We start from the raw sequence: 26,983 nt of genomic DNA on the forward strand, positions 1-26,983 counted from the left end.
ATAACTTTTTCTCCTTTGAGCGGTCTCTTTTCTTTGCATTGTTAAGTAAGTCTACGGCGGCAAGCCGGGTTATTCTAACAACGTTAGAGAGCATCAAATGGATGGAATGAATTTTCTTCATAAGAAAATACGGTATCCTCACCTTTTATTATTATGATTCTGGTAGAACAAACGGAGGACCTGCTATGGCACACTCATCACAAAGATCTTCAAAAAAATATTCGTCTTCTCGCAGCCGCAAAGCTAGAAAAAAGTTAGTGCTTACTGAAGAACATCGTCAAAAGCTTACCAATATGCTTGAAAAGCTTGGTTTATCCTTCGAAGACGAAAAGCTTCTCATTCAAGCATTTACCCATTCATCCTATGTGAATGAGCATCGTATTCGATCCGTTCATGATAATGAGCGCCTGGAGTTTCTTGGGGACGCTGTCCTGGAGTTGGCTGTGTCACAGCATCTATTTAAACGCTTTGCAACAATGAGTGAAGGAGATATGACAAAGCTCCGTGCAGCGATAGTATGTGAAGCTTCTCTGGCCAACCTTGCCGAAGAGCTGAGTTTTGGAGAACTTGTTTTTCTTGGCAAAGGAGAAGAGATGACAGGCGGGAGAAATCGTCCGGCCTTATTGGCAGATGTATTTGAAGCTTTTGTTGGGGCTTTATATCTTGATCAAGGACTTGAACGGGTATATACCTTTTTGAACCAAACGGTGTATCCAAAGATTGATAACGGTGCTTTTTCGCATATGATGGATTTCAAAAGCCAGCTGCAAGAGCACATTCAAAGAGATAATCTGGGAACTATTCTCTATGAAATAAAAGACGAAATAGGACCGGCGCACAGCCGGGAATTTGTATCTGCTGTATATTTAAATGAAAAAATTCTCGGAGAAGGACGAGGACGATCTAAAAAAGAAGCAGAACAGCATGCTGCCCAGCAGGCATTATCTAAGCTAGAACCTTCTGGGCCAATCAAAGATAAAGAGGATTAAACGCATACCAGCCTTCTTTTCAAATCAAAAACCACGCGAAACTCAAAGGAGTCAGCGTGGTTTTCTGCATTACTTTTCCTTAAGCCTTTTTCAGCTTGCCAAGCTCTGAGACGATAGCGTCCATTTCACTTACGCTGAAGTTGTCTTTACTTTCAACCATTTCATAAATATCTTTAATATCCTCATAATTTTTCATGTCAAAACTCTCACTTTTCATGGCAGCTACGTTCACTATTTGCAATTTCTGGGTGATTTCTTCAACCATAAAGCTCAAGTTTTCCTGTGTTGGTTCTTCTAAATTCATACGATTTTTCCCCACCTTTTCATCTGCTTTTCCATGTTTTCATTTTAGGGGTTTTGATGAAAAAGCGCAAATAGACATTAAGTCCTTTGAATACAGCCTTCTTCGAGATTAATAGTTATGGTAAAATAGTGTAGCCATCTTTACAATAAGCATTGAAGGATCACAGAAACGAGTAGAAAGAAAACAGAGGAGGATACAGAATTGTTCCTCAAACGATTAGAAATAAAAGGTTTTAAATCATTTGCAGAAGAAATGAATATAGAGTTTGTTCCGGGAGTCAATGCAGTTGTCGGACCGAATGGAAGCGGGAAAAGCAATATTTCAGACGGCATCCGCTGGGTTCTCGGGGAGCAGTCGGCACGATCGCTCAGAGGCTCGAAAATGGAAGATGTTATTTTTGCAGGTAGTGATACACGCCGCTCCTTAAACCAGGCAGAAGTAACACTTGTGTTAGATAATGAAGATGATGAGATAAAACTTGGCTATAGCGAAGTCAGCGTAACACGTAAATTATATCGCTCTGGTGAAAGTGAGTACTTACTTAATCAGCAGCCATGCCGGAGAAAAGATATCGTAGAGTTATTTATGGATTCCGGTATGGGAAAAGAAGCTTTTTCCATTATAGGACAAGGCCGGGTGGAAGAAGTGCTTTCAAGCAAACCCGAAGACCGCCGCGCCATTTTTGAAGAAGCGGCTGGTGTGGTGAAATATAAGCAGCGTAAACAGCAGGCTGAAAAAAAATTAACGGAAACACAGGATAACCTCAACCGTGTAGAAGATATTCTCCATGAACTCGAAGGGCAAGTAGAACCCTTAAAAATACAGGCTTCGATTGCGAAAGATTATCTTAATAAAAAAGAAGAACTGGAAGAAAAAGAAATTGCTCTTACCGTGTGGGAAATAGAAGATAAGCATAAAAAATGGACATCGCTTCAAAGTGAATTAGAACACATTGAAGAGAAGAAACAAAATCTTGAAAACAAGCTGCATAAGGATGAAGAAACATTAAAAACTGTACAGGATGAAGCTGAAAAACTTGATGAGTCTATTAACATATTACAGGATAAGCTTATAGACACTAGTGAACGGCTTGAAAAAGAAGAAGGACACCGCCGTCTTTTAGAAGAAAGAGGAAAAAATGCCGGTGAGAAAAAAGAAGAATGGGAAAACCGTTTACAGGAAACAAAATATAAGCATAAACAAACAAGTGAAGAGCTTGAATACCAGCGAAGCAAATTGCAGCACAGCATTAGCAGAGTAAAAGAGTTAGAAGAAAAACTGAAAAGTAATCAAAAGGAATGGAAGCAGTTTAAACATAGTAAAGAATCGGAAATTGAGTCGTTAAAAAGTGAATATATTGAGCGTTTAAACGAGCAGGCAGCTATTAGAAATGAAGAACGGCACGTCTCTGATCAACAAGCCCAATTGAATAATAAGTCCGGCTCCCTTCATAAAGATAACGAAATATATGTGAAAGAAAGACAGCAGGCTGAAAAAAACATGGCAGAATGGCAGGAGCATACAAGGCTCGCTCAAGAAAAATATGAAAACACGAAAAACTCGTTTAAACAGCTGCAAAAGGAATGGAATGCCCACGCAGAAGAAGCAGACAAAAAAGAGAAGAAATTGTATGAAGCTTATCGTTATTTAGATCAGACCAAGTCGCGCATTAACGTACTAGAAGAGATGGAAGCAGATTATTCTGGATTCTTTCAAGGTGTTAAAGAAGTATTGAAAGCTAGAAGTATGAATTTAAGCGGCATTGTCGGTGCTGTAGCGGAATTAATAGAGGTTCCAAAAAAGTATGTAACGGCGGTAGAGACGGCACTTGGAGGAGCTCTGCAGCACGTAGTAACGCAAACAGAAAAGGATGCCAGACAAGCAATCCAATTTCTAAAAAGCCAGCAAAAGGGAAGAGCAACCTTTTTGCCTGCTGATGTGGTCCGCGGAAGACATCTTTCTTCTTCTATGAAACAAAAACTAGAGGCGGCAGAAGGATTTATAACGATTGGCTCTGAAGCAGTGAAAATACAAGACTCTTATCAGCATATTGCAGAAAACCTGCTCGGGCAGGTAGTGTTCGCTGAGACATTAGAGGCAGCCAATTATATGGCCAGGCTTTCAGGTTATAAAGTCCGTATTGTTACACTTGACGGTGATGTGGTGAACCCAGGCGGCTCAATGAGCGGAGGAGCTGCGAAGCAGCAAAAAGGACAGCTTCTTGGACGACAGCAGGAGCTTGAGGAATTAAAGAACAAGTTTGCTGTCATGCAGGAAAAAACAGAAGGGTTAGAGTCTGCCGTTAAGAAGATAAAAGAAAAGCGTGACCAGCTTACAAGTCAATTAGAAACATGCCGTCAAGAAGGCGAAGCTGCAAGAGATGAGCTTCAGCACGCAAAAGAAGAACTTGCAAAAGCGGAAGCAGAGCTTTCTAGAGCGAATTCCCGTCTGTCCCTGTTTGATAAAGAATCAGCTTCACTTGAAGAAGAAAAAAGAAAGCTGGAGCAGCGCCAGAAAGTACTTGGAGAAAATAAAGAATTGGTCAAAACAAAATTAAACCAACTTGAACAAAAAATTGCTGATATTGAAACCGAAGAAAAAGAACGCGGCCAAAAACTAGAACGATTAAAAGAAGAAGAAACCACCTGGAAAGTGGAACTTGCAGCTGCCAAAGAAACGATGACGCATGATAAAGCGGAGAAAAAACGGTTAGAATCTCTACACGAACAAGAAAAAAATGAAATGGAAACCCTACAAAACGACATTGAAATTCTAGAAGAACAGTTATCTTCACTGGATGGCGGGGATGGTGAACTTCAAGTAGATATTGAAGAAATGAAAGCAAAGAAAGAACAATTAACGGAGGAAATGACCGCCCTACGCCGAGACAGAGTGGAAGGATATGAGAAAGCGGAGCGTTTAAAGGTTGGTATTCAACAGCTTTCTTATGACCATAATGAACATCAGAAAACGTATCACAGTAAACAAGTAGAATTAAACCGGCTTGATGTCGAGCTCGATACAAGGCTGACCAACCTGCAGGAAACCTATGAGCTTACGTTTGAACGGGCAAAAGAAAAATACCCTCTCACTATAGATCCTGCAGAAGCAAAAAAGAAAATTAAATTAATAAAAATGAGCATTGAAGAATTGGGAACGGTCAACCTTGGTGCCATCGATGAATATGAAAGAGTGTTTGAGCGGGTATCGTTTTTAACGGATCAAAGAAGTGATTTGCTTCAAGCCCAGCAGTCTCTGCGTGATGTCATTCATGAAATGGATGAAGAAATGAAACGGCGGTTTTCAGAAACGTTTACTGCGATTCGGCATCATTTTCAGGAAACGTATACAGAACTGTTTGGCGGAGGAGATGCAGACCTTCATTTGACAGACCCGGAAAACCTGCTTGAAACAGGAGTAGATATTATAGCAAGACCACCAGGGAAAAAACGTCAGCACCTCTCTTTATTATCAGGAGGTGAGAAAGCACTAACAGCTATTGCATTATTATTTTCCATCATTAAAGTAAAGCCAGTACCGTTTTGTGTGTTAGATGAAGTAGAAGCAGCCCTGGATGAAGCAAATGTTACACGCTTTGCAAGATACCTGCGCACATTCAGTAAAACAACGCAATTTATTGTGATCAGCCATAGAAAAGCTACAATGGAAGAAGCAGACGTATTATACGGTATTACGATGGAAGAGTCAGGTGTTTCCAAGATGGTTTCTGTCAAGCTGGAAGAAACGTCGGAACTTATAGAAACAGCCAATTAATAATAGAAAGAACAGTCTGTAAACGAAAAATCTAAATTTCCAGGGAGAAAAGAAAGGAGTACACATATTAATCATGGGTTTTTTTAAAAAGCTAAAAGAAAAATTTACGGAGCAGACAGAAACAGTAACAGAAAAGTTTAAGGAAGGGCTGACAAAAACAAGAGACTCCTTTGTCGGCCGTATGAACGAATTATTTGCTCAATACCGGACGGTCGACGAAGAGTTTTTTGAGGAGCTGGAGGAGATTTTAATAGGGGCAGATGTCGGTGTTTCAACTGTCATGGAGCTGATTGATGAATTAAAAGAGGAAGCTAAACTCCGCAACATTAAAGAATCCAAAGAGATCGCGCCTGTTATTAGTGAAAAACTGGAGGAAAAACTGGATAAAAGTGGAGAAGATGCAGATCTTAACATGCAGGACGATCAAATGACCGTGATTCTTTTTGTCGGCGTAAATGGTGTCGGAAAAACAACGACAATCGGGAAAATGGCTCATTCCTTTAAAGAAGAAGGGAAAACAGTAGTAATGGCAGCAGGAGATACTTTCCGTGCTGGTGCGATTGAACAGCTTGAAGTATGGGGAGAGCGCGTAGGAGTCGATGTTATCAAACAGCAGGCCGGGTCTGACCCAGCTGCAGTCATGTATGACGCTATCCAGTCAGCCCGCGCCAAAAAAGCAGATGTGCTTTTATGTGATACGGCAGGAAGACTTCAAAATAAAGTAAACCTGATGAAAGAACTTGAAAAAGTAAAAAGAGTTATATCCCGTGAAATACCGGATGCCCCTCATGAAGTCCTTCTTGTCCTTGATGCAACCACAGGTCAAAATGCTATGAGCCAGGCAAAAACGTTCGGTGAAGCTACTGAAGTTTCAGGGATTGTGTTAACAAAACTTGATGGAACAGCGAAAGGCGGCATTGTACTAGCGATTAGAAATGAATTGGATATACCTGTAAAACTAGTAGGCTTAGGGGAAGGCATGGATGATCTGCAGCCATTTGATGCAGAACAGTTTGTGTATGGTCTTTTTAAAGAGCTGGTGGAAGAGGAAACAGGCGAAGAAACGGAAGAAGAAATGGAAAATACTCGTGAAATTTGATAGCGCGTAAAGATATTTTCTTGACAGATAGTCATAATTTTAGTATCATCCTTGTTTGTAAAGGGATTTGACTTAACATTAAGAGGGTGAACGATCATGCTCGAAAAAACAGTACGCATGAACGCTTTATTTGATTTTTATCAGCCCTTGTTAACGTTAAAACAACAGAAGTATATGGAGCTTTACTTTCTTGATGATTTTTCGCTCGGAGAAATATCTGAAACCTTTGATGTAAGCCGTCAGGCCGTTTATGATAACATTAAGCGCACTGAGGCGATGTTAGAAGAATATGAAGAAAAACTAGGTCTCTATCGAAAATATAACGAGCGGATGAAACGATACCGGCAGTTGAGAAAGTATGCAGTAGACAGCTCTCCTTCCCCCGGTCTGATGAAAACGATTGAGGCGCTTGAAAAATTAGAGGAGGAGGGGACAAAATAATGGCTTTTGAAGGTTTGGCAGAAAGACTCCAGGCAACCTTTGACAAAATGAAAGGCAGAGGGAAAGTTTCAGAGACAGACGTCAAAGAGATGATGCGTGAAGTTCGTCTGGCGCTGCTTGAAGCGGACGTTAACTTTAAAGTGGTGAAAAAGTTCGTAAACGACGTGAAAGAACGGGCTGTCGGCCAGGAAGTAATGAAAAGCCTTACCCCCGGGCAGCAGGTTATCAAGGTAGTGAATGAAGAGCTGACAAAGCTTATGGGCGGTGAACAAAGTAAAATTGCGCAGGCGCAGAAGCCTCCTACCGTGGTGATGATGGTTGGTCTGCAAGGTGCAGGGAAAACAACCACGACAGCGAAGATTGCCAATTACCTTCGCAAAAACAACAATCGCAAGCCGTTAATGGCAGCTGCTGATATATATCGTCCGGCAGCGATTGATCAGCTGAACACGTTAGGAAAGCAGCTCGACATCCCTGTTTTTTCACTTGGAGATCAGGTGAATCCTGTGGACATTGCAACAGGTGCAGTGAATCAGGCCAAAGAAGAGCACCAAGACTATGTTCTGATCGATACAGCCGGCCGCCTGCATGTGGACGAAGAATTAATGGGAGAACTCCAGGAAATTAAAGAATCTGTTAAGCCAGATGAAATTCTTTTAGTCGTAGATGCAATGACAGGTCAGGATGCTGTGAACGTTGCGGAAAGTTTCAATGAGCAGCTGGGTCTAACCGGCGTGGTATTGACAAAGCTTGATGGTGATACCCGGGGCGGTGCAGCTTTATCCGTTAAAGCGGTAACCGACACGCCCATTAAGTTTGCCGGGATGGGAGAAAAAGTCGACCAGCTTGAACCATTTCACCCTGAACGGATGGCTTCTAGAATCCTGGGAATGGGAGACGTTCTTTCTCTCATTGAAAAAGCACAAACCAATGTAGACGAAGAGCGTGCCAAAGAGTTGGAGAAAAAGATTCGTTCAGCTGATCTTACCTTTGATGACTTTCTCGAACAGCTTGAACAAGTGCGCAGCATGGGCCCCCTTGACGAACTGTTGGCAATGATGCCTGGTGCAAACAAAAAGGCAATGAAAAACATCCAGGTTGATGAAAGCCAAATCGGCCGCGTGGAGGCGATTGTACGCTCTATGACAACGCATGAAAAACAGAATCCTTCTGTGATGAATGCAAGTCGTAAACGTCGTATTGCAAAAGGCAGCGGCACGTCAATTCAGGATGTCAACCGCCTTTTAAAACAGTTTGAAGACATGAAGAAAATGATGAAGCAGATGACGTCTATGCAAAAAGGTAAGAAAAAAGGCAAAGGCGGTTTTCAATTACCTTTTATGTAGTGAAAAGGAAAAAACCTTTACAGGGAATAAAATTCCTATTATAATGTGCTATTGTGTGAAATAATTTATTGTTTTAAATAATCTTGGAGGTGTCTATAAATGGCAGTTAAAATTAGACTTAAACGTATGGGATCAAAGAAAAAACCTTTTTATCGTGTGGTGGTAGCTGACTCCCGCGCGCCGCGTGACGGACGTTTCATCGAAGAAATCGGAACGTATAATCCGCTGAGAGAGCCTGCGGAAGTAAACATCAACGATGAAAAAGCAGTGAAGTGGATGCTCGATGGTGCTAAGCCATCTGATACCGTGCGCAACCTTTTCTCTAGAGAAGGTCTTATGGAAAAGCTTCACAACGCTAAAAACGAAAAGTAATCGCACCAACCTGCTAAAAAGAGTGCTCATTACTTTAAAGGAGGCGGGGGAGAGCTATGAGAGAGCTTGTTGAAACGATGGCCCGCGCGCTCGTGGATTATCCAGACAGTGTTGATGTAGAAGAACGTCAGCAGGAAAACACCCTCGTCTTAACGTTGTCTGTCCATGAGAGTGATATGGGAAAAGTGATTGGAAAACAAGGCAGAATCGCTAATGCGATACGTTCTGTTTTGTATGCATCCGCTTCTCATCAAAAAAAGCGTGTTCGCCTTGATATTGTAGAATAATAGCAGACAGAAAAGGTGAGGATTCCATCCTTGCCTTTTTTGCACTGTTAGAAAAATGTGAGAGGTAAACACTGTAAGACAGAAGCTGCTTTCCCTGCAAGTACTTGACGGCTTTTACTAACACTTTTAACATTTAATCTGAGCATTACAGTTGCCTTTGTTAAAAAAACGGAGACATAGTATGGATGACCTTAAATGAGGTGGATCATGCGAATAATTAAAAAAGTTACGGTAAAGCATGTCTTAACAGAGTCATTAAAAGAAAAAATGACAGAGGAGTTTAACGAAGATGTGCATCGTTTAGAAAAAGAAATCGAACAGCTTCGGTTTCAAATGCAAAAACAGTGGAGAGCAGAGGAAACGTCAAGGCGGAAAACGGAGATTAAAGGTAGATTTGAAAAAGAAGTAGAAAAAAGAAGAGAAAAAATCAACAGAGTAATCTTTCAGCGTTCTCAGCTTGAACAGCTTCCGCTTTTTTCGGAAATTACATCCGGGCATGTAGATGCCATAGAAGAAATAGAAACAGGAGATGACTGGCCTTTAGCCGAACAGGAAATCATAGTAGAAGACGGCAAAATAGTTTCCATTAGAAACAATGAGGCGGATGATAATAATGGAATGGTTTAACGTAGGAAAAATTGTTAATACACATGGTGTCAGAGGAGAAATCAAGGTTCTTCCGATCACTGATTTTGAAGAGGAACGCTTCGCTCTCGGAAAAGAGCTTTATCTTTCTCACGAAAGGCAGCAAGATAAAGAAAAAGTTACCGTAAAAAATGTTCGCACCCATAAACAATTTGTTTTATTAACGTTTGAGGAATATTCTACACTCGACGAAGTAGAAAGATGGAAAGGCGGCTTGATTCAAGTTCCTGAAGAAGACCTGCTCGAACTTGAGGAAGGAGAATTTTATTACCACGAAATCATTGGCTGTCAGGTATACTCCGAGGACGGCGAATTACTCGGAGAAGTTCGGGAAATTATATCTCCGGGGGCAAACGATGTGTGGGTCGTTAAGCCAAACAAAGGGAAAAAAGATATTATGATTCCATATATTGAAGACGTTGTAAAAAGTGTGGATAAAGATAATAAAAAGATTATCGTTCATGTGATAGAGGGGCTGCTTCCATGATGAGAATGGATTTTTTAACTCTTTTTCCGGATATGTTCCCAGGGGTGCTTGGTTCCTCTATTTTAAAACAAGCTGCTGAGAGAGAGGCGGTTTCCTACCATGTGCATAACATTCGCGATTTTTCTTCAAACAAGCACGGCAAAGTAGATGATTATCCATACGGCGGCGGAGCAGGAATGGTTCTTACCCCCCAGCCTATTTTTGACGCTGCTGACTTTGTGAAAAAACAGACAGAAGAAACGAATCCGCGTGTTATATTGCTTTGCCCGCAAGGAAAACCATTTACCCAAACGGAAGCAGAAAAACTTGCGTCTGAAGAACATCTGATTTATATTTGCGGCCATTATGAAGGATACGATGAGAGGATCCGAGAGCATTTAGTGACGGATGAGTATTCGATCGGAGATTTTGTACTCACTGGCGGAGAGCTGGGAGCGATGGTCATGGCAGACAGCATCACGAGGCTGTTGCCAGGTGTGCTGGGAAATGATGAATCGGCAAAGAAAGATTCTTTTTCTAATGGATTACTAGAACACCCTCATTACACGAGGCCAGCTGATTTCAAAGGCTGGAAGGTTCCTGATGTTTTATTGTCCGGACATCACGGCAATATTGACAAATGGAGAAAAAAGCAATCTTTAAAACGTACGTACGAAAGACGGCCAGATCTTTTAGAAGACAGGGAATGGACAGATGAAGAAAAAAAGTTGATGGAAACATGGAAAAGTAGTAACTAGACATTGATTACAATGCGTGCGTATGCTATTATTTACGTTGTGGCGAAAGCCGTTACTACGATGTTCCGCTGCCATGATCAACTGGGCAAGAGCATTTGGAGAGAAGGAGGCGAATACGATGCAAGACCTTATTCGCGAAATTACAAAAGAGCAGCTTAAAACAGATCTTCCAGAATTTCGTGCTGGAGACACTGTACGTGTTCACGTAAAAGTTGTGGAAGGTTCCCGTGAACGTATTCAGGTGTTTGAAGGTGTCGTTATTAAGCGTCGCGGAGGCGGAATAAGCGAAACATTCACGGTTCGTAAGGTATCTTACGGCATTGGTGTGGAGCGTACATTCCCTGTACATTCCCCGCGTATCGACAAGATCGAATTGAAGCGTCGTGGAAAAGTCCGTCAAGCGAAGCTATACTATCTTCGCAACCTGCGCGGAAAAGCAGCCCGCATCAAAGAAATTCGATAGTAACAAAAACAAGAAAGACTGTGGCGGCCCACCAGCCGTTACAGTCTTTTTTTACACCGATAACTATAGATTCATTGATAATTGGTTATCGTCATCAATTGACTTGGAGGCTGTTCGAGTTTTTCATGCTTTTTAGGCAGCTGGTGAGCAGCAGAAACATAAGCAGTAGAGAGAAAGAAAAACCATCAGGAAGAGACTCTTAAAGGAAATGATTCATGATATAATAATAGGTATCGTTGAACAACCCTAAGAGGAGATACATATGTACATAAAGCAAGAAAGCTGGAAAGAATGGATACGTTTGTTATTTTTTACAGTAACCGTAGCTATTATCGCTCGTACTTTCTTAATCGCTCCCATCATTGTAGATGGAGAGTCCATGGTTCCAACTTTAGCAGATAACGACCGAATGATCATTAACAAATCCAGTTATTGGTTTTCGGACCCGGAGCGTTTTGACGTGGTAGTATTTCATGCCTCAGAAGAGAAAGACTATATAAAACGAGTCATCGGGGTCCCAGGAGATACGCTTTATTATGACAATGATTCATTGTATGTAAATGATCAAAAAATTGCTGAGCCACACTTGCAAACATTAAAAGAAGCTAATAATGGAGAACCGATAACAGCTGATTTCAGCTTAAGAGACGCTGCAGGGGTGAAAACTATTCCAGAAGGACACGTATTTGTTCTAGGAGATAACCGAAAGCACAGCTTTGATTCCAGAAGCATCGGCCTGGTATCGATGGAAGACATCGTTGGAGAAGCGGAATTAACTTTCTGGCCCTTCTCACACCTCAATTGGCTGCGTAATTAGAAAGGATGTGCGCAAATGAGTATACAATGGTACCCAGGACATATGGCAAAAGCGAAACGTGAAGTAACCGAACAATTAAAAAAAGTAGACATGGTGATCGAACTTGCGGATGCAAGAATTCCTTATTCTTCGCGAAATCCTATGCTTGATTCTATCCTTCAGGAAAAACCGCGTTTATTAGTGCTGACAAAAAGCGATATGGCTGATTCTTCCATGACAAACGAATGGCTTCAAACCTTTCAAAAAGAAGACATAGAAGCTCTTTCTATTAATGCTTTAAAAAATCAAGGAGCTAAACCAATCATTGAAAAGTCAAAAAAACTAACCGCTCCCATTTTTGAAAAAATGGCGAGAAAAGGGATACGGCCGCGCGCCATACGAGCAATGATTGTAGGTATTCCAAACGTGGGGAAATCAACTGTTATTAATCGGCTTTTAGGCAAAAAAAGTGCAAAGACCGGTGATAAACCAGGCGTAACGAAAGCACAGCAATGGTTGAAAGTCGGCCGCGATATGGAACTGTTAGATACACCGGGCATTCTTTGGCCAAAATTCGAAGATCAGCTTATTGGCTACCGGCTCGCAGCAACTGGAGCTATCAAAGATGAACTGCTTGATTTTGAAGACATTGCTTTGTTTGTACTCAACATATTAAAAGAAAGATACCCTGAAGCATTAAAAGCCCGTTATAATCTGGAAGAACCATTACCAGAAGACGGTGTAGAACTGTTTGATGAAATAGGCAGAAAAAGAGGATGTTTGCAAGCAGGCGGCTACGTGGACTATGAAAAAGCAGCGGAAATTATTTTAAGAGATCTGCGCAATGAAAAGCTCGGGAAAATTACGCTCGAAACCCCTGAAGACAGAGAAAAAATAGAAGCGGAATAAAAAATATACTATTGCATCAATAAAACTTACCGATAATGATTAATGAGGAAGATAACATGAAACAAAAGAAGCACACCATCCTGGAAATAAAACAAATCTTAGCAAACGGTGCTATGGAAGATTGGCAGCGCGAAGAGCTGAAAAAAGATGAACGCAAGGGTGTTCAGAAGCTTATAACTCAGTATGAAAAAAAGCTCGCTTACAAAAAGCAATTAGAAGAAGAATATATGACCCTTCTTCGTTACGAAAAAGAATGGCAGTCGTCGGGATATCAGTATATTGCAGGCGTGGATGAAGTAGGAAGGGGCCCGCTTGCCGGACCAGTTACAGCAGGAGCAGCTATACTGCCAGACAATGCGGTTTTCCCTGGCTTGACAGACTCAAAAAAGCTAAGTGAAGAAAAAAGAGAATATTATTATCAACTTTTAAAAGAACAGGCCCTTGCTTTTCATGTTGTCCATATTCCAGCAGAGAAAATAGACAGCATCAATATTTATCAAGCATCCAAAGAAGCAATGAAACTAGCAGTTGCTGGGTTAAGTATTAAAGCGGATGCTTTATTTGTAGATGCCATGTCCCTGCCGCTTCCCATGAAACAGCTGTCTCTGACTAAAGGAGATGCCAAAAGTGCTTCCATTGCAGCTGCCTCTGTACTCGCAAAGGTTGAAAGAGACCGTTATATGAAAAAAATGGCTGGCGTTTATCCGGCCTACGGATTTGATAAACATATGGGGTATGGAACGAAAGGCCACCTGGAAGCTCTTCGTACATACGGACCTACCCCGGAACACCGTAAAAGTTTTTCACCAGTAAAAGCTTGCCTAATTTAAAACAGACTGCTTTTAAAATTATAAAAGTAAATGTTGGGAGGAATGCTCCCTCATGGTACGACCAGAAATGATATTACCTGCTGCGGTAACAAAAACACAGCGTAACAGTGGAAATATGCTTCAATTAAAGCCAGGTCAGGTATTTGAAGGAAAAGTACTAAAATTATTTCCAAATCAAACCGCAGCCCTTCGTCTAGGAACGATGAATGTGACTGCACGCTAATCAGCCGTCTTTAACAAACCATACCGGCCAAACAGAAGTCTCTAAGATTTTGAAAGCATTAGGTCTTTCAGATAACAAACTGCATTATACAATGCTTCGCATGCTGCTGACAGAACAGATGTCTTTTTCAAAAAGTATGATTGCACAAGGAGGAGCCATCCTTAAAAGTGCCGGCGCATTGAATCAAGAAGGAGTCCAGCTTCTCCAGATGATGAACCAAAAGCAGCTGCCTCTGACGCAGCAAACATTTCAAGCCCTTTTTCAGGCGGTAAACGGTCCTTCTCTATCTTCACACATACAGGAGCTCTCGAATGCACTTGATCAAACGGCGACCAGCACAGCTTCAGAAAAAGAAGCAGGTGCTGTGTTACAAAAAAACCTTGCAAAAGCTATAGAAATGGGAGCAATGAGCAGCTCAGTTAAAGGGGAGCAGGTGCTGCAGCTGCTTCGGTTATCCGTTTCATCCAATGTCCCTTCCTCTGTACAAGATGGAGCAGCTTCATTGATCCAGAAATTAAGCTTCATGCCAGAAGATTTTGGTTCTGAATCTTGGCTGCAATTTTTTAAAGATACTATACTTCATCCGAATAATCGTTCAGTTCTTCAGCAATTATGGCCAGGTATTAGCGAAGGAGGTCCTGTTTTACTTTCTAATATGGAGCCAAAAGAGTTGTTTAAAACATTAATGAGCCGTTTGGCATTAGCTGAAGGAGAAGCTGGTCTGCAGCAGAAAAAGCAGGTGGTTGCTTTGTTTCAGCAAGCGGCTGGACAAACAAAAACGGAGGTTAAAAGCGGCGATATTTCAAAAGAAATTCAAGGAATGCAGGAAATGGTTCTATCTTCCCGAGAAAAGGTAAGCATTTACTGTCATTTTGCAAGGCTCGTTTAATAATGAAAAAGCAGGTAGTGCAGAAATGTCACCAGTAGCGAATCAGCTTTCTAAACTGCTGCTGCAGCTTGGTCTGCAGCATGAATCTTTCCTGGGGCAAAAGAGCAGCAGTACAACTTTTGTATCAGCAAACAGTGAGAACTCGGCTGATCAATTAAAATAAGCGCTGCTTCTGCACCTTTCTCAACTTCCACCTTCCGTAAGAGACAGTGCTGAGGCTTTACTAAACAGATTAACCGGACAGCAGCTCTTAGCACAAGAACAGCAAGGCCCCCTCCAGCAAGTCGCTGTACAGCTTCCGTTAGTCCTCGGGAAGCATTACACGGATTTAACCCTACAGTGGGAAGGTAAAAAGCAGGAAAATGGAGAACTTCATCCTGATCATTGCCGAATTCTTTTTTATTTGGAAATGGAGCGCCTTGGGGAAACAATCGCTGACGTACATATTCAAAACCGATACGTCACGGTCAATATATTTAATGAAAAAGAAAAGCTTTCATTGTTAATGGAACTGCTGCAGCCTTTCTTAAAAGAAAAGTTAGAAGAGTATGATTATACACTGAGCTCTTAAATTGGAATCAGATGAAAGAAAATGCACCGAACAAAAATGTAGAAGCATATCAGCCATATACCGGATTGGAAGGAGTGGATGTCCGGATATGAAACATGAAAATAATGAACGAAAATCAGCAGTGGCTCTTGGTTTTCAGCCGCATTCTCAATCAGCTCCTGTCGTAAAAGCGAAAGGAAGAGGATACATTGCAGATGAGATTATAAAAAGAGCGAAAGATAATAATATTGCGATTCAAGAAGATCCTTCGCTAGTTGAACTGCTTTCACAGCTTGAAATGAACCAGACCATTCCTCCCGATCTTTATGAAGTCGTAGCCGAAGTGTTTGCGTTTTTGTATCGAGTCGACCAGCATACGAATTGAAAAGCCATATTCAGGCCATTCTAATACAAAAAGGAGTATTAGAATGAGCGATGAAAGAAAATTAATGGTGAAACGGGCAAGAAATGGGCAGTACATGGAAGAAGCAGGACATGAACTAGGATTTTTTAGAAACCTTGCAGAACTAAAAGCTCTTGCTTCTATAGGAAAATGGTGGAAAAAACATAAAAATGAGTCAGATGACAATGAAGATAATGATAATTAGTTTGAAAAGCAGCTGTTTCTTGTAATACTAGAGACAGCTGTTTTTAGCGTGTGTGCATGAATGGTAAATCATGTAAATAATAGATAACGTGTTTTAAATTAGGAAAGTTCATAATATAATTAATAATTGGGGTAGCTGTTTTAGCAGTTTTTCCCGAGTCAAGTGAAATAAAAGAGTGGATCAATGAAAAATTCCCAGGCCCGTTTCACAAACGATTTACCGAGAACGCCGACCAATAAACTAGAAAAAAATGGAAAGAAGAAATTTTAATGGAAACGAGAAACGAAACTTCACAGCCTAAATAAAAGTTTAAAAGGAGCTGGTATTATTTGCTATCATTATATATTACAAAAATAAATGGGAAGCTTATGCAGGGATAGAGCCAGCGAAAGTAGAGCAGTTATTTCCTGAAATTTTTAAAAAATAAAACATAAAACACAGCTTACTGTATTAAAAACAAACCTCCTCATCGGTCTATGATCCCCGCCATGGAACAGAGGGTTTTAGAATCTCAAGTATTGCTATTACTTGTATAAACGTTTCTACTGACCCTATTACCCGCATATTTTTATCATTGCTAGATACAGCTATTCCAGCGGAAGCTATCGCGGATTTGTCTATCAAACATAATAGAGAGATAATTACAGGTGTAAAAATTATTCTATACTTTTGTACAACCTTGTTCAGGTGCTCCGTGGAAAATAACGTCTCATCCACGTTTTCAGTTTGCTTTTTTTGCTGCAGTTTCTTAACAAAAGAAAATGGCAAAAGCTTTGTAAACAATTCCAAACAAAGGAGGCGGTGCGGTATGAATAAAAAGAACCAATGGTACTCTCTTCCAAAAGGTGAAAGCTTGTTTTTGATAGGAATGTTTCTGCACGCCTTTATTTTTTTTTACCGTGGAGCTATAACATCACCATCTTAAATGTCACACTGGTGGCTTGGGGAGCTAATTCCGAGATTTTAATAACTTTTCCGCTTTCGATTGTTTCTATGTTTCTCGTTTCGTCTCTAACAGAAAAGTCTTCGAAAGAAGAATTGGAAAAGATGGACGTTTATATACCGACCCGCCGTCTTCCACAACCAGATAACTTTTGATACGCCCTTATTCCAAAAATTGGATATAAGAGCGTTTTTTGATGAAGAAAACTATAAAATTAGGAAAAATTTATAATAAAGTTTAAAGATTTTCATAAACTTTTTGACGAATTGTTGAATTTGTCGCGGTTTTTTTATACGATAATTGGTGTGTGCGAAACAATGGCCGCAACACAAGCCAATGATTCCACCCGATCCTTGCCCGCAGAATATACTGCAGGGTATTCGTATCGAATCGTTAGGAGGATGGAGAGAACATGAATATTCATGAGTATCAAGGAAAAGAGCTCCTCAGAGAGTACGGTGTATCCGTACCAAACGGAAAAGTAGCTTTTTCTGTTAAGGAAGCTGTCGAAGCTGCAAAAGAACTCGGATCTGACGTTAGTGTTGTAAAAGCTCAGATTCACGCTGGCGGCCGTGGGAAAGCTGGCGGTGTAAAGGTTGCCAAGAACCTTGATGAAGTACGTACATATGCTGATGAGATTCTTGGTAAAACACTTGTAACGCATCAAACAGGCCCTGAAGGCAAAGAAGTTAAGCGTTTACTTATTGAGGAAGGCTGCGATATCAAAAAAGAGTATTACGTAGGGCTTGTACTCGACCGTGCTACTTCTAGAGTCGTCATGATGGCATCTGAAGAAGGCGGTACCGAGATCGAAGAAGTAGCCGAAAAAAACCCTGAGAAAATCTTCCGGGAATATATTGATCCTGCTGTTGGTATGCAAGGCTACCAAGCACGCCGTCTCGCATTTAACATCAATATCCCGAAAGAACTTGTAGGACAAGCTGTGAAGTTTATGCTTGGACTGTACAAAGTATTTACGGAAAAAGACTGCTCTATTGCAGAAATTAATCCGCTTGTTACTACAGGGGACGGCAATGTTATGGCGCTTGATGCCAAGTTGAATTTTGACTCCAATGCATTGTACCGTCAAAAAGATGTTTTAGAATTTAGAGATCTAGATGAAGAAGATCCAAAAGAAATCGAAGCATCAAAATATGATTTGAGCTATATCGCTCTTGACGGCAACATCGGCTGCATGGTTAACGGCGCCGGTTTGGCGATGGCAACAATGGATATTATCAAACATTATAATGGCGATCCTGCCAACTTCTTAGACGTAGGCGGCGGCGCTACTGCAGAAAAAGTAACAGAAGCCTTCAAAATTATTCTTTCCGATGAACATGTTAAAGGCATTTATGTCAACATCTTTGGAGGAATAATGAAATGTGATGTCATCGCGGAAGGCGTTGTAGAAGCGACAAAGCAAATCGGCCTTGAAATTCCGCTTGTTGTGCGCCTTGAAGGTACAAACGTAGGACGAGGCAAAGAAATTCTAGAACAGTCCGGACTAAATATTACAGCTGCTGATTCTATGGCAGATGGGGCACAAAAAATTGTATCTCTAGTGAAATAGAAAGGCGGGACGAAGACAAATGAGCATCTTTATTAATAAAGATACAAAGGTGATTGTACAGGGAATCACCGGTTCTACTGGTTTATTCCATACCCAGCAGGCCGTCGAATACGGCACGCAGATTGTCGGCGGTGTAACGCCTGGTAAAGGCGGGACTGAAGTAGAAGGCATTCCTGTATTTGATACAGTAACAGACGCAGTGAAAGAAACAGGTGCTAACGCCTCTGTTATTTACGTGCCGCCTGCTTTTGCCGCTGACGCAATTATGGAAGCGGTAGACGCAGAAATGGATCTGGCTATTTGTATCACAGAAGGTATTCCTGTTATCGATATGTTAAAAGTGAAACGCTTTATGGAAGGCAAGAAAACTCGTCTTGTTGGACCAAACTGCCCGGGTGTTATCACACCGGAAGAATGTAAAATCGGCATCATGCCTGGTTATATTCATAAAAAAGGCCATGTGGGAGTGGTTTCGCGCTCTGGAACACTTACCTATGAAGCGGTGCATCAGCTTTCCACAGCAGGCATCGGCCAGTCTACAGCTGTAGGTATCGGTGGTGACCCTGTAAATGGTACAGACTTTATTGATGTATTAAAGGCGTTCAATGATGACGATGATACCGAAGCTGTTATTATGATTGGTGAAATCGGCGGAACTGCAGAGGAAGAAGCAGCAGAGTGGATTAAGGCTAACATGAAAAAGCCGGTAGTTGGCTTTATCGGCGGTCGTACAGCACCACCAGGGAAAAGAATGGGACATGCAGGCGCAATTATTTCAGGCGGAAAAGGTACTGCCGATGAGAAAATTTCTACGCTTGAAAAATGCGGTGTAAGTGTAGCTGATACACCTGCAGTAATTGGGGAAACCCTTATTTCTTCCTTGAAAGATAACGGCATCTATGAAAAATGCAAAACCCACGATCCACAATAAATAATGAAGTTATAAGTGAAGGGACAGGGAATGTATCCTGTCCTTTCCTTTCCTTCTATTTATTCACGTAAGAAAGGAATGATAAAAACGGTTACTTTTAAAGAAAAACTTCTTCATCTGCACGAAGCCCCTTTCATTCATTGGAAAAGGCTGCAGTCTTTTTATCAAGCTGATCCTTCCCTAACTATTCCTTTTCAATGGAATGCTTCTGACCTATCTTCTTTTTTACAGATCTCATCTTCTCAAGCTTCTCTTTTACACCGGTATTTACAAACCCATTCTCCAACAGGAAAATTGGCAGGTTATAAAAAACTAGGAATTCATATCATCACCCCTTTTGACAAAGCATACCCGGACAGATTGACTCATATCTATGATCCTCCCTGGGTATTGTACACAAAAGGAAACCTTTCCTTGTTTCACTCTCCTTTAAGTCTTTCTGTAGTTGGCACACGAACTCCCACCCAATATGGAGAAAAAGCTCTCCACCATTTACTTCCACCTCTTATTAATAAGAAAGTAACTATCGTAAGCGGTTTAGCCAGAGGTACTGACACTTTAGCCCACAGGATCGCTCTTGGGCACAAGGGAGCAACAATAGCTGTGTTGGGCTCTGGATTTCAACATATTTATCCTCGTGAAAACTATCCTGTTGCCTCAGAAATAGCTAAGCAGAACCTTTTGATTAGTGAGTACTCTCCAGCTGTCCCTCCGAGAAAATGGCAGTTTCCCATGCGAAATCGTATAATAAGTGCATTGTCAGATATAACGTTCCTGTCCGAAGCCGGAGAGCGAAGCGGATCTCTCATTACTGCCTACCAGGCGCTTGAGCAGGGAAAGGAAGTAAGGGTACTTCCTGGATCTATTTTTTCCACTATGTCTAAAGGTACTAATCAATTGCTCGCAGAAGGAGCTGCCCCGGTTCTCAGCAGCAATGATTTATGGCATGAACGCTGGTGAAAAAAAGGAAGCAAAGCCTATGAATTTTTACACTGTTAATAATTATTTTTCTATAGAAAGAGTATAAGTATAACTCTGAGATTTGCCATAAGGACTGGGTGACAATCTGAGGGTTTCTAAATAAAATAGAGATAATAAGAGAAACATAGACATTTTGGGTAGACAGGGCACATAAACTGTGAAAAAATAATTGTGATTTGTTTCCCAAAATCGATGCGATTTTAACTTTTAGCGGAGTATTAGAAGTATGAGGTAAACGACACAAAAGGTTTGTAAATTTATTTTGATGATGTATACAATTTGACAAAGTACCTTAAACTGGTTGATAATATTTAAAATTTCTTAAGTTTAAAAAGGGGGAGGAAACAAGAGATATGGCAGATTATTTAGTAATCGTTGAATCTCCCGCTAAAGCAAAAACGATCGGTAAGTATCTTGGGAAGAAGTATGCTGTAAAAGCTTCTATGGGACACGTTCGGGATTTACCGAAAAGTCAAATGGGAGTAGATACAGAAAATAATTATGACCCTAAATATATAACTATTCGCGGAAAAGGCCCGGTATTAAAGGAATTAAAGGCAGCTGCGAAAAAAGTGAAAAAAGTTTATCTCGCAGCAGACCCTGATAGAGAAGGGGAAGCTATTGCCTGGCATTTGGCTTACAGCCTGGGGATAGATGAAAATTCAAAATGCAGGGTTGTTTTTAATGAAATTACAAAAAGTGCGATAAAAGATGCTTTTAAAGAACCAAGACCGATTAATATGGATTTAGTGGATGCCCAGCAAGCAAGGCGAATTTTAGACCGTCTGGTAGGTTACAATATTAGTCCGTTATTGTGGAAAAAAGTAAAAAAAGGTCTAAGCGCCGGACGTGTACAATCGATTGCGGTTAAAATGATCATAGACCGCGAAAAAGAAATCAAAGACTTTGTCCCGGAAGAATACTGGAGCATTGATGGCTCTTTTATACGAGGGGATGATTCCTTTGAAGCCAAATTTTATGGAATCGACGGAAAAAAGAAAGACATTCGTTCTAAAGAAGATGTGGAGGATGTTCTTTCTAGATTAAAAGGAAAGGACTTCACCATTCAAAAGGTTACAAAAAAAGAACGAAAAAGAAACCCTGTTCAGCCGTTTACCACTTCATCTCTGCAGCAGGAAGCGGCCCGGAAGTTAAACTTTCGAGCTAGAAAGACAATGATGATTGCCCAGCAGCTATATGAAGGCATTGATATTGGCAATGAAGGAACGGTCGGTTTAATAACCTACATGAGAACAGACTCCACTCGTATTTCCAATACAGCAAAAGAGGGTGCAAAAGTATACATTGAAGAAAAATACGGCAGCGAGTACACGAGAAAAGGGAAAAGAGAAGCGAAAAATAGCAATAATGCGCAGGACGCTCATGAAGCTATACGTCCTACTACCGTAGAAAAAGACCCTAAAACCATTAAGCAATATTTAAGCCGTGACCAATACAGGCTGTATAAATTGATTTGGGAACGGCTGGTGGCAAGTGAGATGGCCCCTGCTGTCATGGATACTATGTCTGTAGACATAGAAAACGGCGGTGTGACATTTCGTGCAAACGGCTCCAAAGTGAAGTTCCCGGGCTTTATGAAAGTATATATAGAAGGCAGAGACGACGGGAAAATGGAGCAGGATAAATTCCTTCCTGATTTAAAAGAAGGGGAAATAGTACAAAAGGAGGAGCTGAATGAAAACCAGCATTTTACTCAGCCGCCTCCTCGTTACACAGAAGCACGTCTCGTAAAAACAATGGAAGAAATGGGAATAGGCCGTCCGTCTACCTATGCACCTACCCTTGATACAATACAAAGAAGAAACTATGTAGCTTTAGAAGATAAACGTTTTGTTCCGACCGAACTTGGAGAGATCGTCCTTGACCTTATCGTGGAGTTTTTCCCGGAAATTCTGGACGTTGAATTCACTGCAAAAATGGAAAACGACCTTGACTATATTGAAGAAGGGCGTCAGAATTGGATTCAGATCATTGATGAGTTTTACCATGGTTTTGAAAAAAGGCTGAAAGTTGCCGAAGATGAAATGAAAGAAGTGGAGATCCGTGATGAGCCGGCTGGTGAGGATTGTGAAAAGTGCGGAAGCCCAATGGTTTATAAGATGGGCCGCTACGGAAAATTCATGGCCTGTTCCAACTTTCCGGACTGCCGTAACACAAAAGCAATTGTTAAAGAGATTGGTGTAAAATGTCCAAAATGTAAAGAAGGAAATATTGTGGAGCGAAAGAGCAAGAAGCAGCGTAAATTTTTTGGATGCGACCGCTATCCGGAATGTGACTTTGTTTCCTGGGACAAACCGATCGCCCGTCCTTGCCCAAAATGCGAATCACTTTTAGTGGAAAAGAAAACGAAGAAAGGTGTAACTGTACAATGCACCGAATGCGACTATAAAGAAGAACCAAACTAACAATAACAATAAAAAGGCAGATCCCCTTTCTTTTCAAAAGGGGGTTTTCCTATGTCCGGTCGTGAAACTTTCGAGGAGGAATAGACGTATGACTACAGAGAAAGTAAATGTAATTGGGGCAGGTTTAGCCGGCAGTGAGGCTGCCTGGCAGCTTGCAAAAAGAGGAGTACAAGTCAATCTCTATGAAATGAGACCAAATAAACAAACCCCTGCTCATCATACAGATAAATTTGCAGAACTTGTATGCAGCAACTCTTTAAGAGGAAACAGTTTAACAAATGCAGTTGGTGTATTAAAGGAAGAAATGCGTCAAATGGATTCTGTTATCATCCGCGCGGCAGATGAATGTTCGGTACCAGCCGGCGGAGCATTGGCGGTAGACCGGCACGAATTTGCCGCCAAAGTAACAGATCTTGTAAAAGGTCATGAAAATGTCACCGTTCATCAGGAAGATATTCAGGAAATACCTGAGGGACCTACGATTATTGCAACGGGGCCTTTGACGACAGAAGGTTTGTCAAAACAAATTAAAGAATTAAGCGGGGAAGAGTACCTGTATTTTTATGATGCAGCAGCCCCAATCATTGAAACAGACAGCATTGATATGGACAGAGCATATGTGAAATCGCGTTATGACAAAGGAGAAGCAGCGTATATCAACTGCCCGATGACAGAAGAAGAATTTAATCGTTTTTATGAGGCATTGACGTCTGCAGAAACCGTGCCGTTAAAGGAATTTGAAAAAGAAATATTTTTTGAAGGCTGCATGCCTTTAGAAGTTATGGCAGCCCGTGGGAAGAAGACCTTGTTATTTGGACCGATGAAACCAGTCGGACTAGAACATCCGGAGACAGGAGAGCGCCCTTTTGCAGTCGTACAGCTTCGGCAGGATAATCAGGCGGGTACGTTGTATAATATTGTTGGTTTCCAAACGCACTTAAAATGGGGTCCTCAAAAAGAAGTAATACGAATGATTCCAGGGTTGGAAAACGCAGAGATTGTAAGATACGGGGTGATGCACCGCAACACCTTTATTAATTCACCAAAGCTGCTTCATCCAACGTATCAATTTAAAAAGAGAGATGATTTGTTTTTTGCCGGCCAGATTACCGGAGTCGAAGGCTATGTAGAGTCAGCAGCAGCCGGACTTATTGCTGGAAGAAATGCTGCTCTTTTAAGCGAAAGCAAAGAACCCGAAGTGCTTCCTCAGGATACAGTTATCGGCAGCCTAGCCCAATATATAACAACAGCAAACCCGGACAATTTCCAGCCAATGAATGCGAACTTCGGTCTGCTGCCGAAACTTGACAAAAAAATTAAAAATAAAAAAGAAAGAAATGAACAGTTAGCAGAACGGGCACTGGGGTCCATTCAGAATTTTATGAAAAGATAATTAATTCCCTTGCCTGCTCTTTGCGACTATGATAAAATTTAGTAGCTTTTGTGCAAAGGATGACCAAGAAATGGCGGAAAAAACATTTGCGTATTATTTAAGCGGTTTTAAAAGGTACTTACAAGTAGAAAAAAACGCTTCTGATTTAACGTTGCATGCATATGAGAACGATATTTTAGATTTTTATGAATTTCTGCATTCAGAAGGGTTGGTAAGCCCTGTGGAAGCAGGTACGCAGACAGCACGGGTTTTTTTCAGCCGTTTATATGAAAAAAATTATAAACGTGCGACCGCAGCCAGAAAAATATCTGCTCTTCGTACGTTTTACAAGTTTCTAAAAAGAGAAGGCTATATGGAAATAAATCCTTTTTTGTCAGCCAGCATGCCAAAAAAGGAAACGAAACTGCCTCGATTTTTGTATGAAGAAGAATTAATCCATCTATTCGAATCCTTTGATATTACAAAAGATCTTGACCAACGTGACCTGGCAGTGTTTGAACTTTTATATGCAACAGGGATGCGGGTAAGCGAATGCTGCCGTGTAAAAACAGAGGACATTGATAAAGATTTAGGAACTTTACTTGTGAAAGGAAAAGGTCGGAAAGAGCGCTATGTTCCAGTTGGAAGCTTTGCTATAGAAGCAATTGAATATTATATATCTCATGCGAGAAAAAAGCTTCTTCAAAAGAATAAAGACGGCCGGCCGAATGCTTTGTTTTTAAATAATAGAGGCGGTCCTTTGACGGAACGAGGCGTATATTACATGGTAAACAAACGGGTAAAAACAGTTTCACAAACGCTGCACATTTCTCCTCATGATCTGCGGCATACTTTTGCCACCCACTTGCTGAACAATGGAGCAGATCTGCGCAGTGTGCAGGATTTATTAGGGCATGAGCATTTATCAACTACCCAGTTATATACACATGTGACAAAAGATCGATTAAAAACAGTCTATGAATATGCCCACCCGCGGGCAGAGAAGAAAGGTGGATGACGATTGGATACATCCTTTCACGCAACGACGATATTTGCGGTGCGCCATAATGGAAAAGGGGCTATGGCAGGTGACGGACAGGTCACATTCGGGCAGGCGGTCGTCATGAAGCATACCGCAAAAAAGGTCAGAAAGATTTATAACAATCAAGTGCTGGCCGGTTTTGCAGGCTCAGTTGCTGATGCATTTACGTTGTTTGATATGTTCGAGGGCAAGCTTGAACAATGGAACGGTAATCTGCAAAGAGCTGCTGTTGAGCTTGCCAAAGAATGGCGAAGCGACAAAATGCTGCGCAGGCTCGAAGCAATGCTGGTGGTCATGAATAAAGATACCCTTCTGCTAGTAGCAGGAACCGGCGAAGTTATTGAACCTGATGACGGCATTATTGCAATTGGTTCGGGAGGCAATTATGCCCTTGCTGCTGGCAGAGCTCTTAAACAACATGCAAGCCACCTTGAAGCGAAAGAAATAGCAGAAGCTTCATTAAAAACAGCGGGTGATATTTGTGTGTATACAAATGACCAGCTTGTTGTAGAAGAGCTTTCCGAATAACTTTAAATTTATTTTTCAGAAAGGGGATTGCAAAAAATGGAAACCCCGCTTACGCCTAAACAAATTGTAGAGAAGCTTGATCAATACATTATCGGGCAGAAAGAAGCAAAAAGATCTGTTGCTGTTGCTCTTCGCAATAGATACCGGCGCAGTAAATTAGATGAAAGCCTTCGAGAGGAAATCACGCCGAAAAATATTTTGATGATAGGTCCTACAGGTGTCGGTAAAACAGAGATTGCAAGACGACTTGCAAAATTAACAGGTGCGCCATTTACAAAAGTAGAAGCGACAAAATTCACAGAAGTCGGTTATGTCGGACGTGATGTAGAATCCATGGTGCGTGACCTGGTTGATACATCTGTACGTCTTGTAAAAGAAGAAAAAATGCAGGACGTCCAAAAAGAAGCAGAAAGAGAAGCGAACAAAAAACTGGTTAAGCTGCTTGTCCCGGAAAGAAAGAAACAGCAAAATTATAAAAACCCATTTGAGATGATTTTTCAGCAGCAAAATCACGACGAAGAGGAGCAGCCGCAAGAAGATCAAAACCTTGCCCAAAAACGAAGACAAATGGAACATCAGCTTGCTCTTGGTGAGCTTGAGGATCATTTGGTAACGATTGAGGTGGAAGAGCAAGCGGCTAATATGATGGATATGTTCCAAGGCTCAGGTATGGAGCAGATGGGTATGAATATGCAGGAAATGCTCGGCAATATGATGCCCAAAAAGAAAAAAAAGCGCAGACTTCCTGTGAAAGATGCAAGGAAAGTACTAACGGAACAAGAAGCGCAAAAACTAATAGATATGGATGAAGTGGGACAACTGGCTGTTTCAAAAGCAGAGCAGTTGGGTATCATTTTTATAGATGAAATCGACAAAGTAACAGGGAAACAGCAAAACAGTGCGGATGTATCAAGAGAAGGAGTGCAGCGCGATATCCTGCCGATTGTCGAAGGATCTACGATTACGACAAAGCACGGCCCTGTCAAGACAGATCATATTTTATTTATAGCGGCTGGAGCGTTTCACATGTCTAAACCGTCAGATTTAATTCCAGAACTGCAGGGGCGGTTTCCGATACGAGTAGAGCTTAACAGCCTTGGGCCTGAAGAATTTAAACAAATATTAAAAGAGCCGGACCAGGCCTTATTAAAGCAATATGAAGCTTTATTGCAAACGGAAGGTATAAATGTGGAATTTTCTGACGATGCTGTGCATAAAATCGCTGAAATTGCTGAAGACGTCAACCAGCATACAGAAAACATCGGAGCACGCAGGCTTCACACATTATTAGAGCGGCTGCTCGAGGATCTTTCATTTGAAGCACCTGATATCACCATGGAAAAGATAACAATCACCCCAGAATATGTAGAAGAAAAGTTAGCAACCATTGCAAAAAATCGAGACATGAGCCGATATATTTTATAAGGAAACAGGAGGA

At 41.2% G+C, this 26,983-nt stretch carries 29 protein-coding genes; 28 read left to right on the forward strand and 1 reads right to left on the reverse strand.

Translation table 11 applies throughout. The features are described from left to right. The first annotated feature begins 185 nt into the window (after positions 1–185). Positions 186–989 (forward strand): ribonuclease III, encoded by an 804-nt coding sequence (rnc, locus tag ACE1TI_RS02070; protein ID WP_375005910.1) that lies wholly within the window; start codon positions 186–188, stop codon positions 987–989. A gap of 79 nt (positions 990–1,068) precedes the next feature. Here the strand turns inward: rnc and ACE1TI_RS02075 are convergent, their stop codons facing one another. Then, the gene (locus ACE1TI_RS02075; RefSeq protein WP_375005911.1) at positions 1,069–1,293 is read right to left on the reverse strand and encodes a DUF1128 domain-containing protein; all 225 of its coding nucleotides are present in this window, start codon (positions 1,291–1,293) and stop codon (positions 1,069–1,071) included. 201 nt (positions 1,294–1,494) lie between these two features. On the opposite strand from ACE1TI_RS02075, the gene smc reads away from it, so the two are divergent. From smc to hslU, 27 genes are all read left to right on the forward strand, one after another. Further along, entirely contained in the window at positions 1,495–5,067 is a 3,573-nt protein-coding gene (gene smc, locus ACE1TI_RS02080) for a chromosome segregation protein SMC (RefSeq protein ID WP_375005912.1), read from the forward strand. A gap of 73 nt (positions 5,068–5,140) precedes the next feature. Continuing rightward, positions 5,141–6,166 (forward strand): signal recognition particle-docking protein FtsY, encoded by a 1,026-nt coding sequence (gene ftsY / locus ACE1TI_RS02085; RefSeq protein WP_375005913.1) that lies wholly within the window; start codon positions 5,141–5,143, stop codon positions 6,164–6,166. Positions 6,167–6,259: 93 nt separating this feature from the next. After that, entirely contained in the window at positions 6,260–6,607 is a 348-nt protein-coding gene (locus tag ACE1TI_RS02090; protein WP_375006035.1) for a putative DNA-binding protein, read from the forward strand. Beyond that, positions 6,607–7,953 (forward strand): signal recognition particle protein, encoded by a 1,347-nt coding sequence (gene ffh, locus ACE1TI_RS02095; RefSeq protein ID WP_375005914.1) that lies wholly within the window; start codon positions 6,607–6,609, stop codon positions 7,951–7,953. Before ACE1TI_RS02090 ends, ffh begins: the two co-directional genes overlap by 1 nt. A 99-nt stretch (positions 7,954–8,052) precedes the next feature. Further along, on the forward strand, positions 8,053–8,325 hold the full coding sequence (rpsP, locus tag ACE1TI_RS02100) for a 30S ribosomal protein S16 (protein WP_375005915.1): 273 nt from the start codon (positions 8,053–8,055) through the stop codon (positions 8,323–8,325). Between the two features lie 56 nt (positions 8,326–8,381). Continuing rightward, the gene (locus ACE1TI_RS02105) at positions 8,382–8,612 is read left to right on the forward strand and encodes a KH domain-containing protein (protein WP_375005916.1); all 231 of its coding nucleotides are present in this window, start codon (positions 8,382–8,384) and stop codon (positions 8,610–8,612) included. Positions 8,613–8,819: 207 nt separating this feature from the next. Continuing rightward, complete coding sequence (locus ACE1TI_RS02110; protein WP_375005917.1) at positions 8,820–9,239, forward strand: YlqD family protein; 420 nt, start codon at positions 8,820–8,822, stop codon at positions 9,237–9,239. After that, complete coding sequence (rimM, locus tag ACE1TI_RS02115; protein WP_375006036.1) at positions 9,223–9,744, forward strand: ribosome maturation factor RimM; 522 nt, start codon at positions 9,223–9,225, stop codon at positions 9,742–9,744. Before ACE1TI_RS02110 ends, rimM begins: the two co-directional genes overlap by 17 nt. After that, a complete protein-coding gene (gene trmD / locus ACE1TI_RS02120; RefSeq protein ID WP_375006037.1) occupies positions 9,744–10,481 on the forward strand; it encodes a tRNA (guanosine(37)-N1)-methyltransferase TrmD in 738 nt (245 codons plus the stop codon). The genes rimM and trmD overlap by 1 nt, the downstream gene beginning before the upstream one ends. 118 nt (positions 10,482–10,599) lie before the next feature. Next, positions 10,600–10,944: a 50S ribosomal protein L19 gene (rplS, locus tag ACE1TI_RS02125; protein WP_375005918.1), complete on the forward strand. Its 345-nt coding sequence runs from the start codon at positions 10,600–10,602 to the stop codon at positions 10,942–10,944. 262 nt (positions 10,945–11,206) lie between these two features. Continuing rightward, entirely contained in the window at positions 11,207–11,761 is a 555-nt protein-coding gene (lepB, locus tag ACE1TI_RS02130; protein WP_375005919.1) for a signal peptidase I, read from the forward strand. A gap of 15 nt (positions 11,762–11,776) precedes the next feature. Continuing rightward, entirely contained in the window at positions 11,777–12,649 is an 873-nt protein-coding gene (gene ylqF, locus ACE1TI_RS02135; protein ID WP_375005920.1) for a ribosome biogenesis GTPase YlqF, read from the forward strand. Positions 12,650–12,705: 56 nt separating this feature from the next. After that, positions 12,706–13,479 (forward strand): ribonuclease HII, encoded by a 774-nt coding sequence (locus ACE1TI_RS02140; RefSeq protein ID WP_375005921.1) that lies wholly within the window; start codon positions 12,706–12,708, stop codon positions 13,477–13,479. A gap of 52 nt (positions 13,480–13,531) precedes the next feature. After that, positions 13,532–13,702, forward strand: a complete 171-nt coding sequence (locus ACE1TI_RS02145; protein WP_375005922.1) for a hypothetical protein — start codon at positions 13,532–13,534, stop codon at positions 13,700–13,702. Between the two features lie 49 nt (positions 13,703–13,751). After that, on the forward strand, positions 13,752–14,591 hold the full coding sequence (locus ACE1TI_RS02150; RefSeq protein WP_375005923.1) for a hypothetical protein: 840 nt from the start codon (positions 13,752–13,754) through the stop codon (positions 14,589–14,591). 25 nt (positions 14,592–14,616) lie between these two features. Next, positions 14,617–14,754 carry a hypothetical protein gene (locus ACE1TI_RS02155; RefSeq protein ID WP_375005924.1) on the forward strand — a complete coding sequence of 46 codons (138 nt, stop codon included), beginning with the start codon at positions 14,617–14,619 and terminating at the stop codon, positions 14,752–14,754. A 240-nt stretch (positions 14,755–14,994) separates the two neighbouring features. After that, positions 14,995–15,162, forward strand: coding sequence for a hypothetical protein (locus ACE1TI_RS02160; RefSeq protein ID WP_375005925.1), 168 nt, complete (start codon positions 14,995–14,997; stop codon positions 15,160–15,162). A gap of 88 nt (positions 15,163–15,250) precedes the next feature. Continuing rightward, positions 15,251–15,526, forward strand: a complete 276-nt coding sequence (locus ACE1TI_RS02165; RefSeq protein ID WP_375005926.1) for an EscU/YscU/HrcU family type III secretion system export apparatus switch protein — start codon at positions 15,251–15,253, stop codon at positions 15,524–15,526. Between the two features lie 43 nt (positions 15,527–15,569). Further along, a complete protein-coding gene (locus ACE1TI_RS02170) occupies positions 15,570–15,749 on the forward strand; it encodes a hypothetical protein (protein WP_375005927.1) in 180 nt (59 codons plus the stop codon). A gap of 1,355 nt (positions 15,750–17,104) precedes the next feature. Next, a complete protein-coding gene (sucC, locus tag ACE1TI_RS02175) occupies positions 17,105–18,265 on the forward strand; it encodes an ADP-forming succinate--CoA ligase subunit beta (RefSeq protein ID WP_375005928.1) in 1,161 nt (386 codons plus the stop codon). A 19-nt stretch (positions 18,266–18,284) separates the two neighbouring features. Further along, the gene (sucD, locus tag ACE1TI_RS02180; RefSeq protein WP_375005929.1) at positions 18,285–19,196 is read left to right on the forward strand and encodes a succinate--CoA ligase subunit alpha; all 912 of its coding nucleotides are present in this window, start codon (positions 18,285–18,287) and stop codon (positions 19,194–19,196) included. A gap of 30 nt (positions 19,197–19,226) precedes the next feature. Continuing rightward, positions 19,227–20,156: a DNA-processing protein DprA gene (gene dprA / locus ACE1TI_RS02185; RefSeq protein WP_375005930.1), complete on the forward strand. Its 930-nt coding sequence runs from the start codon at positions 19,227–19,229 to the stop codon at positions 20,154–20,156. Positions 20,157–20,530: 374 nt separating this feature from the next. Continuing rightward, entirely contained in the window at positions 20,531–22,603 is a 2,073-nt protein-coding gene (topA, locus tag ACE1TI_RS02190; RefSeq protein ID WP_375005931.1) for a type I DNA topoisomerase, read from the forward strand. An 88-nt stretch (positions 22,604–22,691) separates the two neighbouring features. Next, positions 22,692–23,996 carry an FADH(2)-oxidizing methylenetetrahydrofolate--tRNA-(uracil(54)-C(5))-methyltransferase TrmFO gene (gene trmFO / locus ACE1TI_RS02195; RefSeq protein ID WP_375005932.1) on the forward strand — a complete coding sequence of 435 codons (1,305 nt, stop codon included), beginning with the start codon at positions 22,692–22,694 and terminating at the stop codon, positions 23,994–23,996. 70 nt (positions 23,997–24,066) lie between these two features. After that, positions 24,067–24,993, forward strand: coding sequence for a tyrosine recombinase XerC (gene xerC, locus ACE1TI_RS02200; protein ID WP_375005933.1), 927 nt, complete (start codon positions 24,067–24,069; stop codon positions 24,991–24,993). A gap of 3 nt (positions 24,994–24,996) precedes the next feature. Beyond that, on the forward strand, positions 24,997–25,545 hold the full coding sequence (gene hslV / locus ACE1TI_RS02205; protein ID WP_375005934.1) for an ATP-dependent protease subunit HslV: 549 nt from the start codon (positions 24,997–24,999) through the stop codon (positions 25,543–25,545). Between the two features lie 36 nt (positions 25,546–25,581). Next, a complete protein-coding gene (gene hslU / locus ACE1TI_RS02210) occupies positions 25,582–26,970 on the forward strand; it encodes an ATP-dependent protease ATPase subunit HslU (RefSeq protein WP_375005935.1) in 1,389 nt (462 codons plus the stop codon). The last annotated feature ends 13 nt before the right edge of the window (positions 26,971–26,983 follow it).

This window comes from Alteribacillus sp. JSM 102045 (genome assembly GCF_041949975.1).
Taxonomy (GTDB): domain Bacteria; phylum Bacillota; class Bacilli; order Bacillales; family Marinococcaceae; genus Alteribacillus.

Bases quoted from the DNA above. Each gene is read 5' to 3' on its own strand.
- trmFO (WP_375005932.1), top strand. From the start codon at position 22,692: ATGACTACAGAGAAAGTAAATGTAATTGGGGCAGGTTTAGCCGGCAGT.
- rplS (WP_375005918.1), top strand. From the start codon at position 10,600: ATGCAAGACCTTATTCGCGAAATTACAAAAGAGCAGCTTAAAACAGAT.
- ACE1TI_RS02165 (WP_375005926.1), top strand. From the start codon at position 15,251: ATGAAACATGAAAATAATGAACGAAAATCAGCAGTGGCTCTTGGTTTT.
- ACE1TI_RS02140 (WP_375005921.1), top strand. From the start codon at position 12,706: ATGAAACAAAAGAAGCACACCATCCTGGAAATAAAACAAATCTTAGCA.
- sucD (WP_375005929.1), top strand. From the start codon at position 18,285: ATGAGCATCTTTATTAATAAAGATACAAAGGTGATTGTACAGGGAATC.
- topA (WP_375005931.1), top strand. From the start codon at position 20,531: ATGGCAGATTATTTAGTAATCGTTGAATCTCCCGCTAAAGCAAAAACG.
- ylqF (WP_375005920.1), top strand. From the start codon at position 11,777: ATGAGTATACAATGGTACCCAGGACATATGGCAAAAGCGAAACGTGAA.
- lepB (WP_375005919.1), top strand. From the start codon at position 11,207: ATGTACATAAAGCAAGAAAGCTGGAAAGAATGGATACGTTTGTTATTT.
- ACE1TI_RS02145 (WP_375005922.1), top strand. From the start codon at position 13,532: ATGGTACGACCAGAAATGATATTACCTGCTGCGGTAACAAAAACACAG.
- ACE1TI_RS02110 (WP_375005917.1), top strand. From the start codon at position 8,820: ATGCGAATAATTAAAAAAGTTACGGTAAAGCATGTCTTAACAGAGTCA.
- rnc (WP_375005910.1), top strand. From the start codon at position 186: ATGGCACACTCATCACAAAGATCTTCAAAAAAATATTCGTCTTCTCGC.
- ACE1TI_RS02170 (WP_375005927.1), top strand. From the start codon at position 15,570: ATGAGCGATGAAAGAAAATTAATGGTGAAACGGGCAAGAAATGGGCAG.
- rpsP (WP_375005915.1), top strand. From the start codon at position 8,053: ATGGCAGTTAAAATTAGACTTAAACGTATGGGATCAAAGAAAAAACCT.
- dprA (WP_375005930.1), top strand. From the start codon at position 19,227: ATGTATCCTGTCCTTTCCTTTCCTTCTATTTATTCACGTAAGAAAGGA.
- xerC (WP_375005933.1), top strand. From the start codon at position 24,067: ATGGCGGAAAAAACATTTGCGTATTATTTAAGCGGTTTTAAAAGGTAC.
- hslU (WP_375005935.1), top strand. From the start codon at position 25,582: ATGGAAACCCCGCTTACGCCTAAACAAATTGTAGAGAAGCTTGATCAA.
- sucC (WP_375005928.1), top strand. From the start codon at position 17,105: ATGAATATTCATGAGTATCAAGGAAAAGAGCTCCTCAGAGAGTACGGT.
- ACE1TI_RS02075 (WP_375005911.1), bottom strand. From the start codon at position 1,293: ATGAATTTAGAAGAACCAACACAGGAAAACTTGAGCTTTATGGTTGAA.
- ftsY (WP_375005913.1), top strand. From the start codon at position 5,141: ATGGGTTTTTTTAAAAAGCTAAAAGAAAAATTTACGGAGCAGACAGAA.
- trmD (WP_375006037.1), top strand. From the start codon at position 9,744: ATGAGAATGGATTTTTTAACTCTTTTTCCGGATATGTTCCCAGGGGTG.
- ACE1TI_RS02105 (WP_375005916.1), top strand. From the start codon at position 8,382: ATGAGAGAGCTTGTTGAAACGATGGCCCGCGCGCTCGTGGATTATCCA.
- ACE1TI_RS02155 (WP_375005924.1), top strand. From the start codon at position 14,617: ATGTCACCAGTAGCGAATCAGCTTTCTAAACTGCTGCTGCAGCTTGGT.
- ffh (WP_375005914.1), top strand. From the start codon at position 6,607: ATGGCTTTTGAAGGTTTGGCAGAAAGACTCCAGGCAACCTTTGACAAA.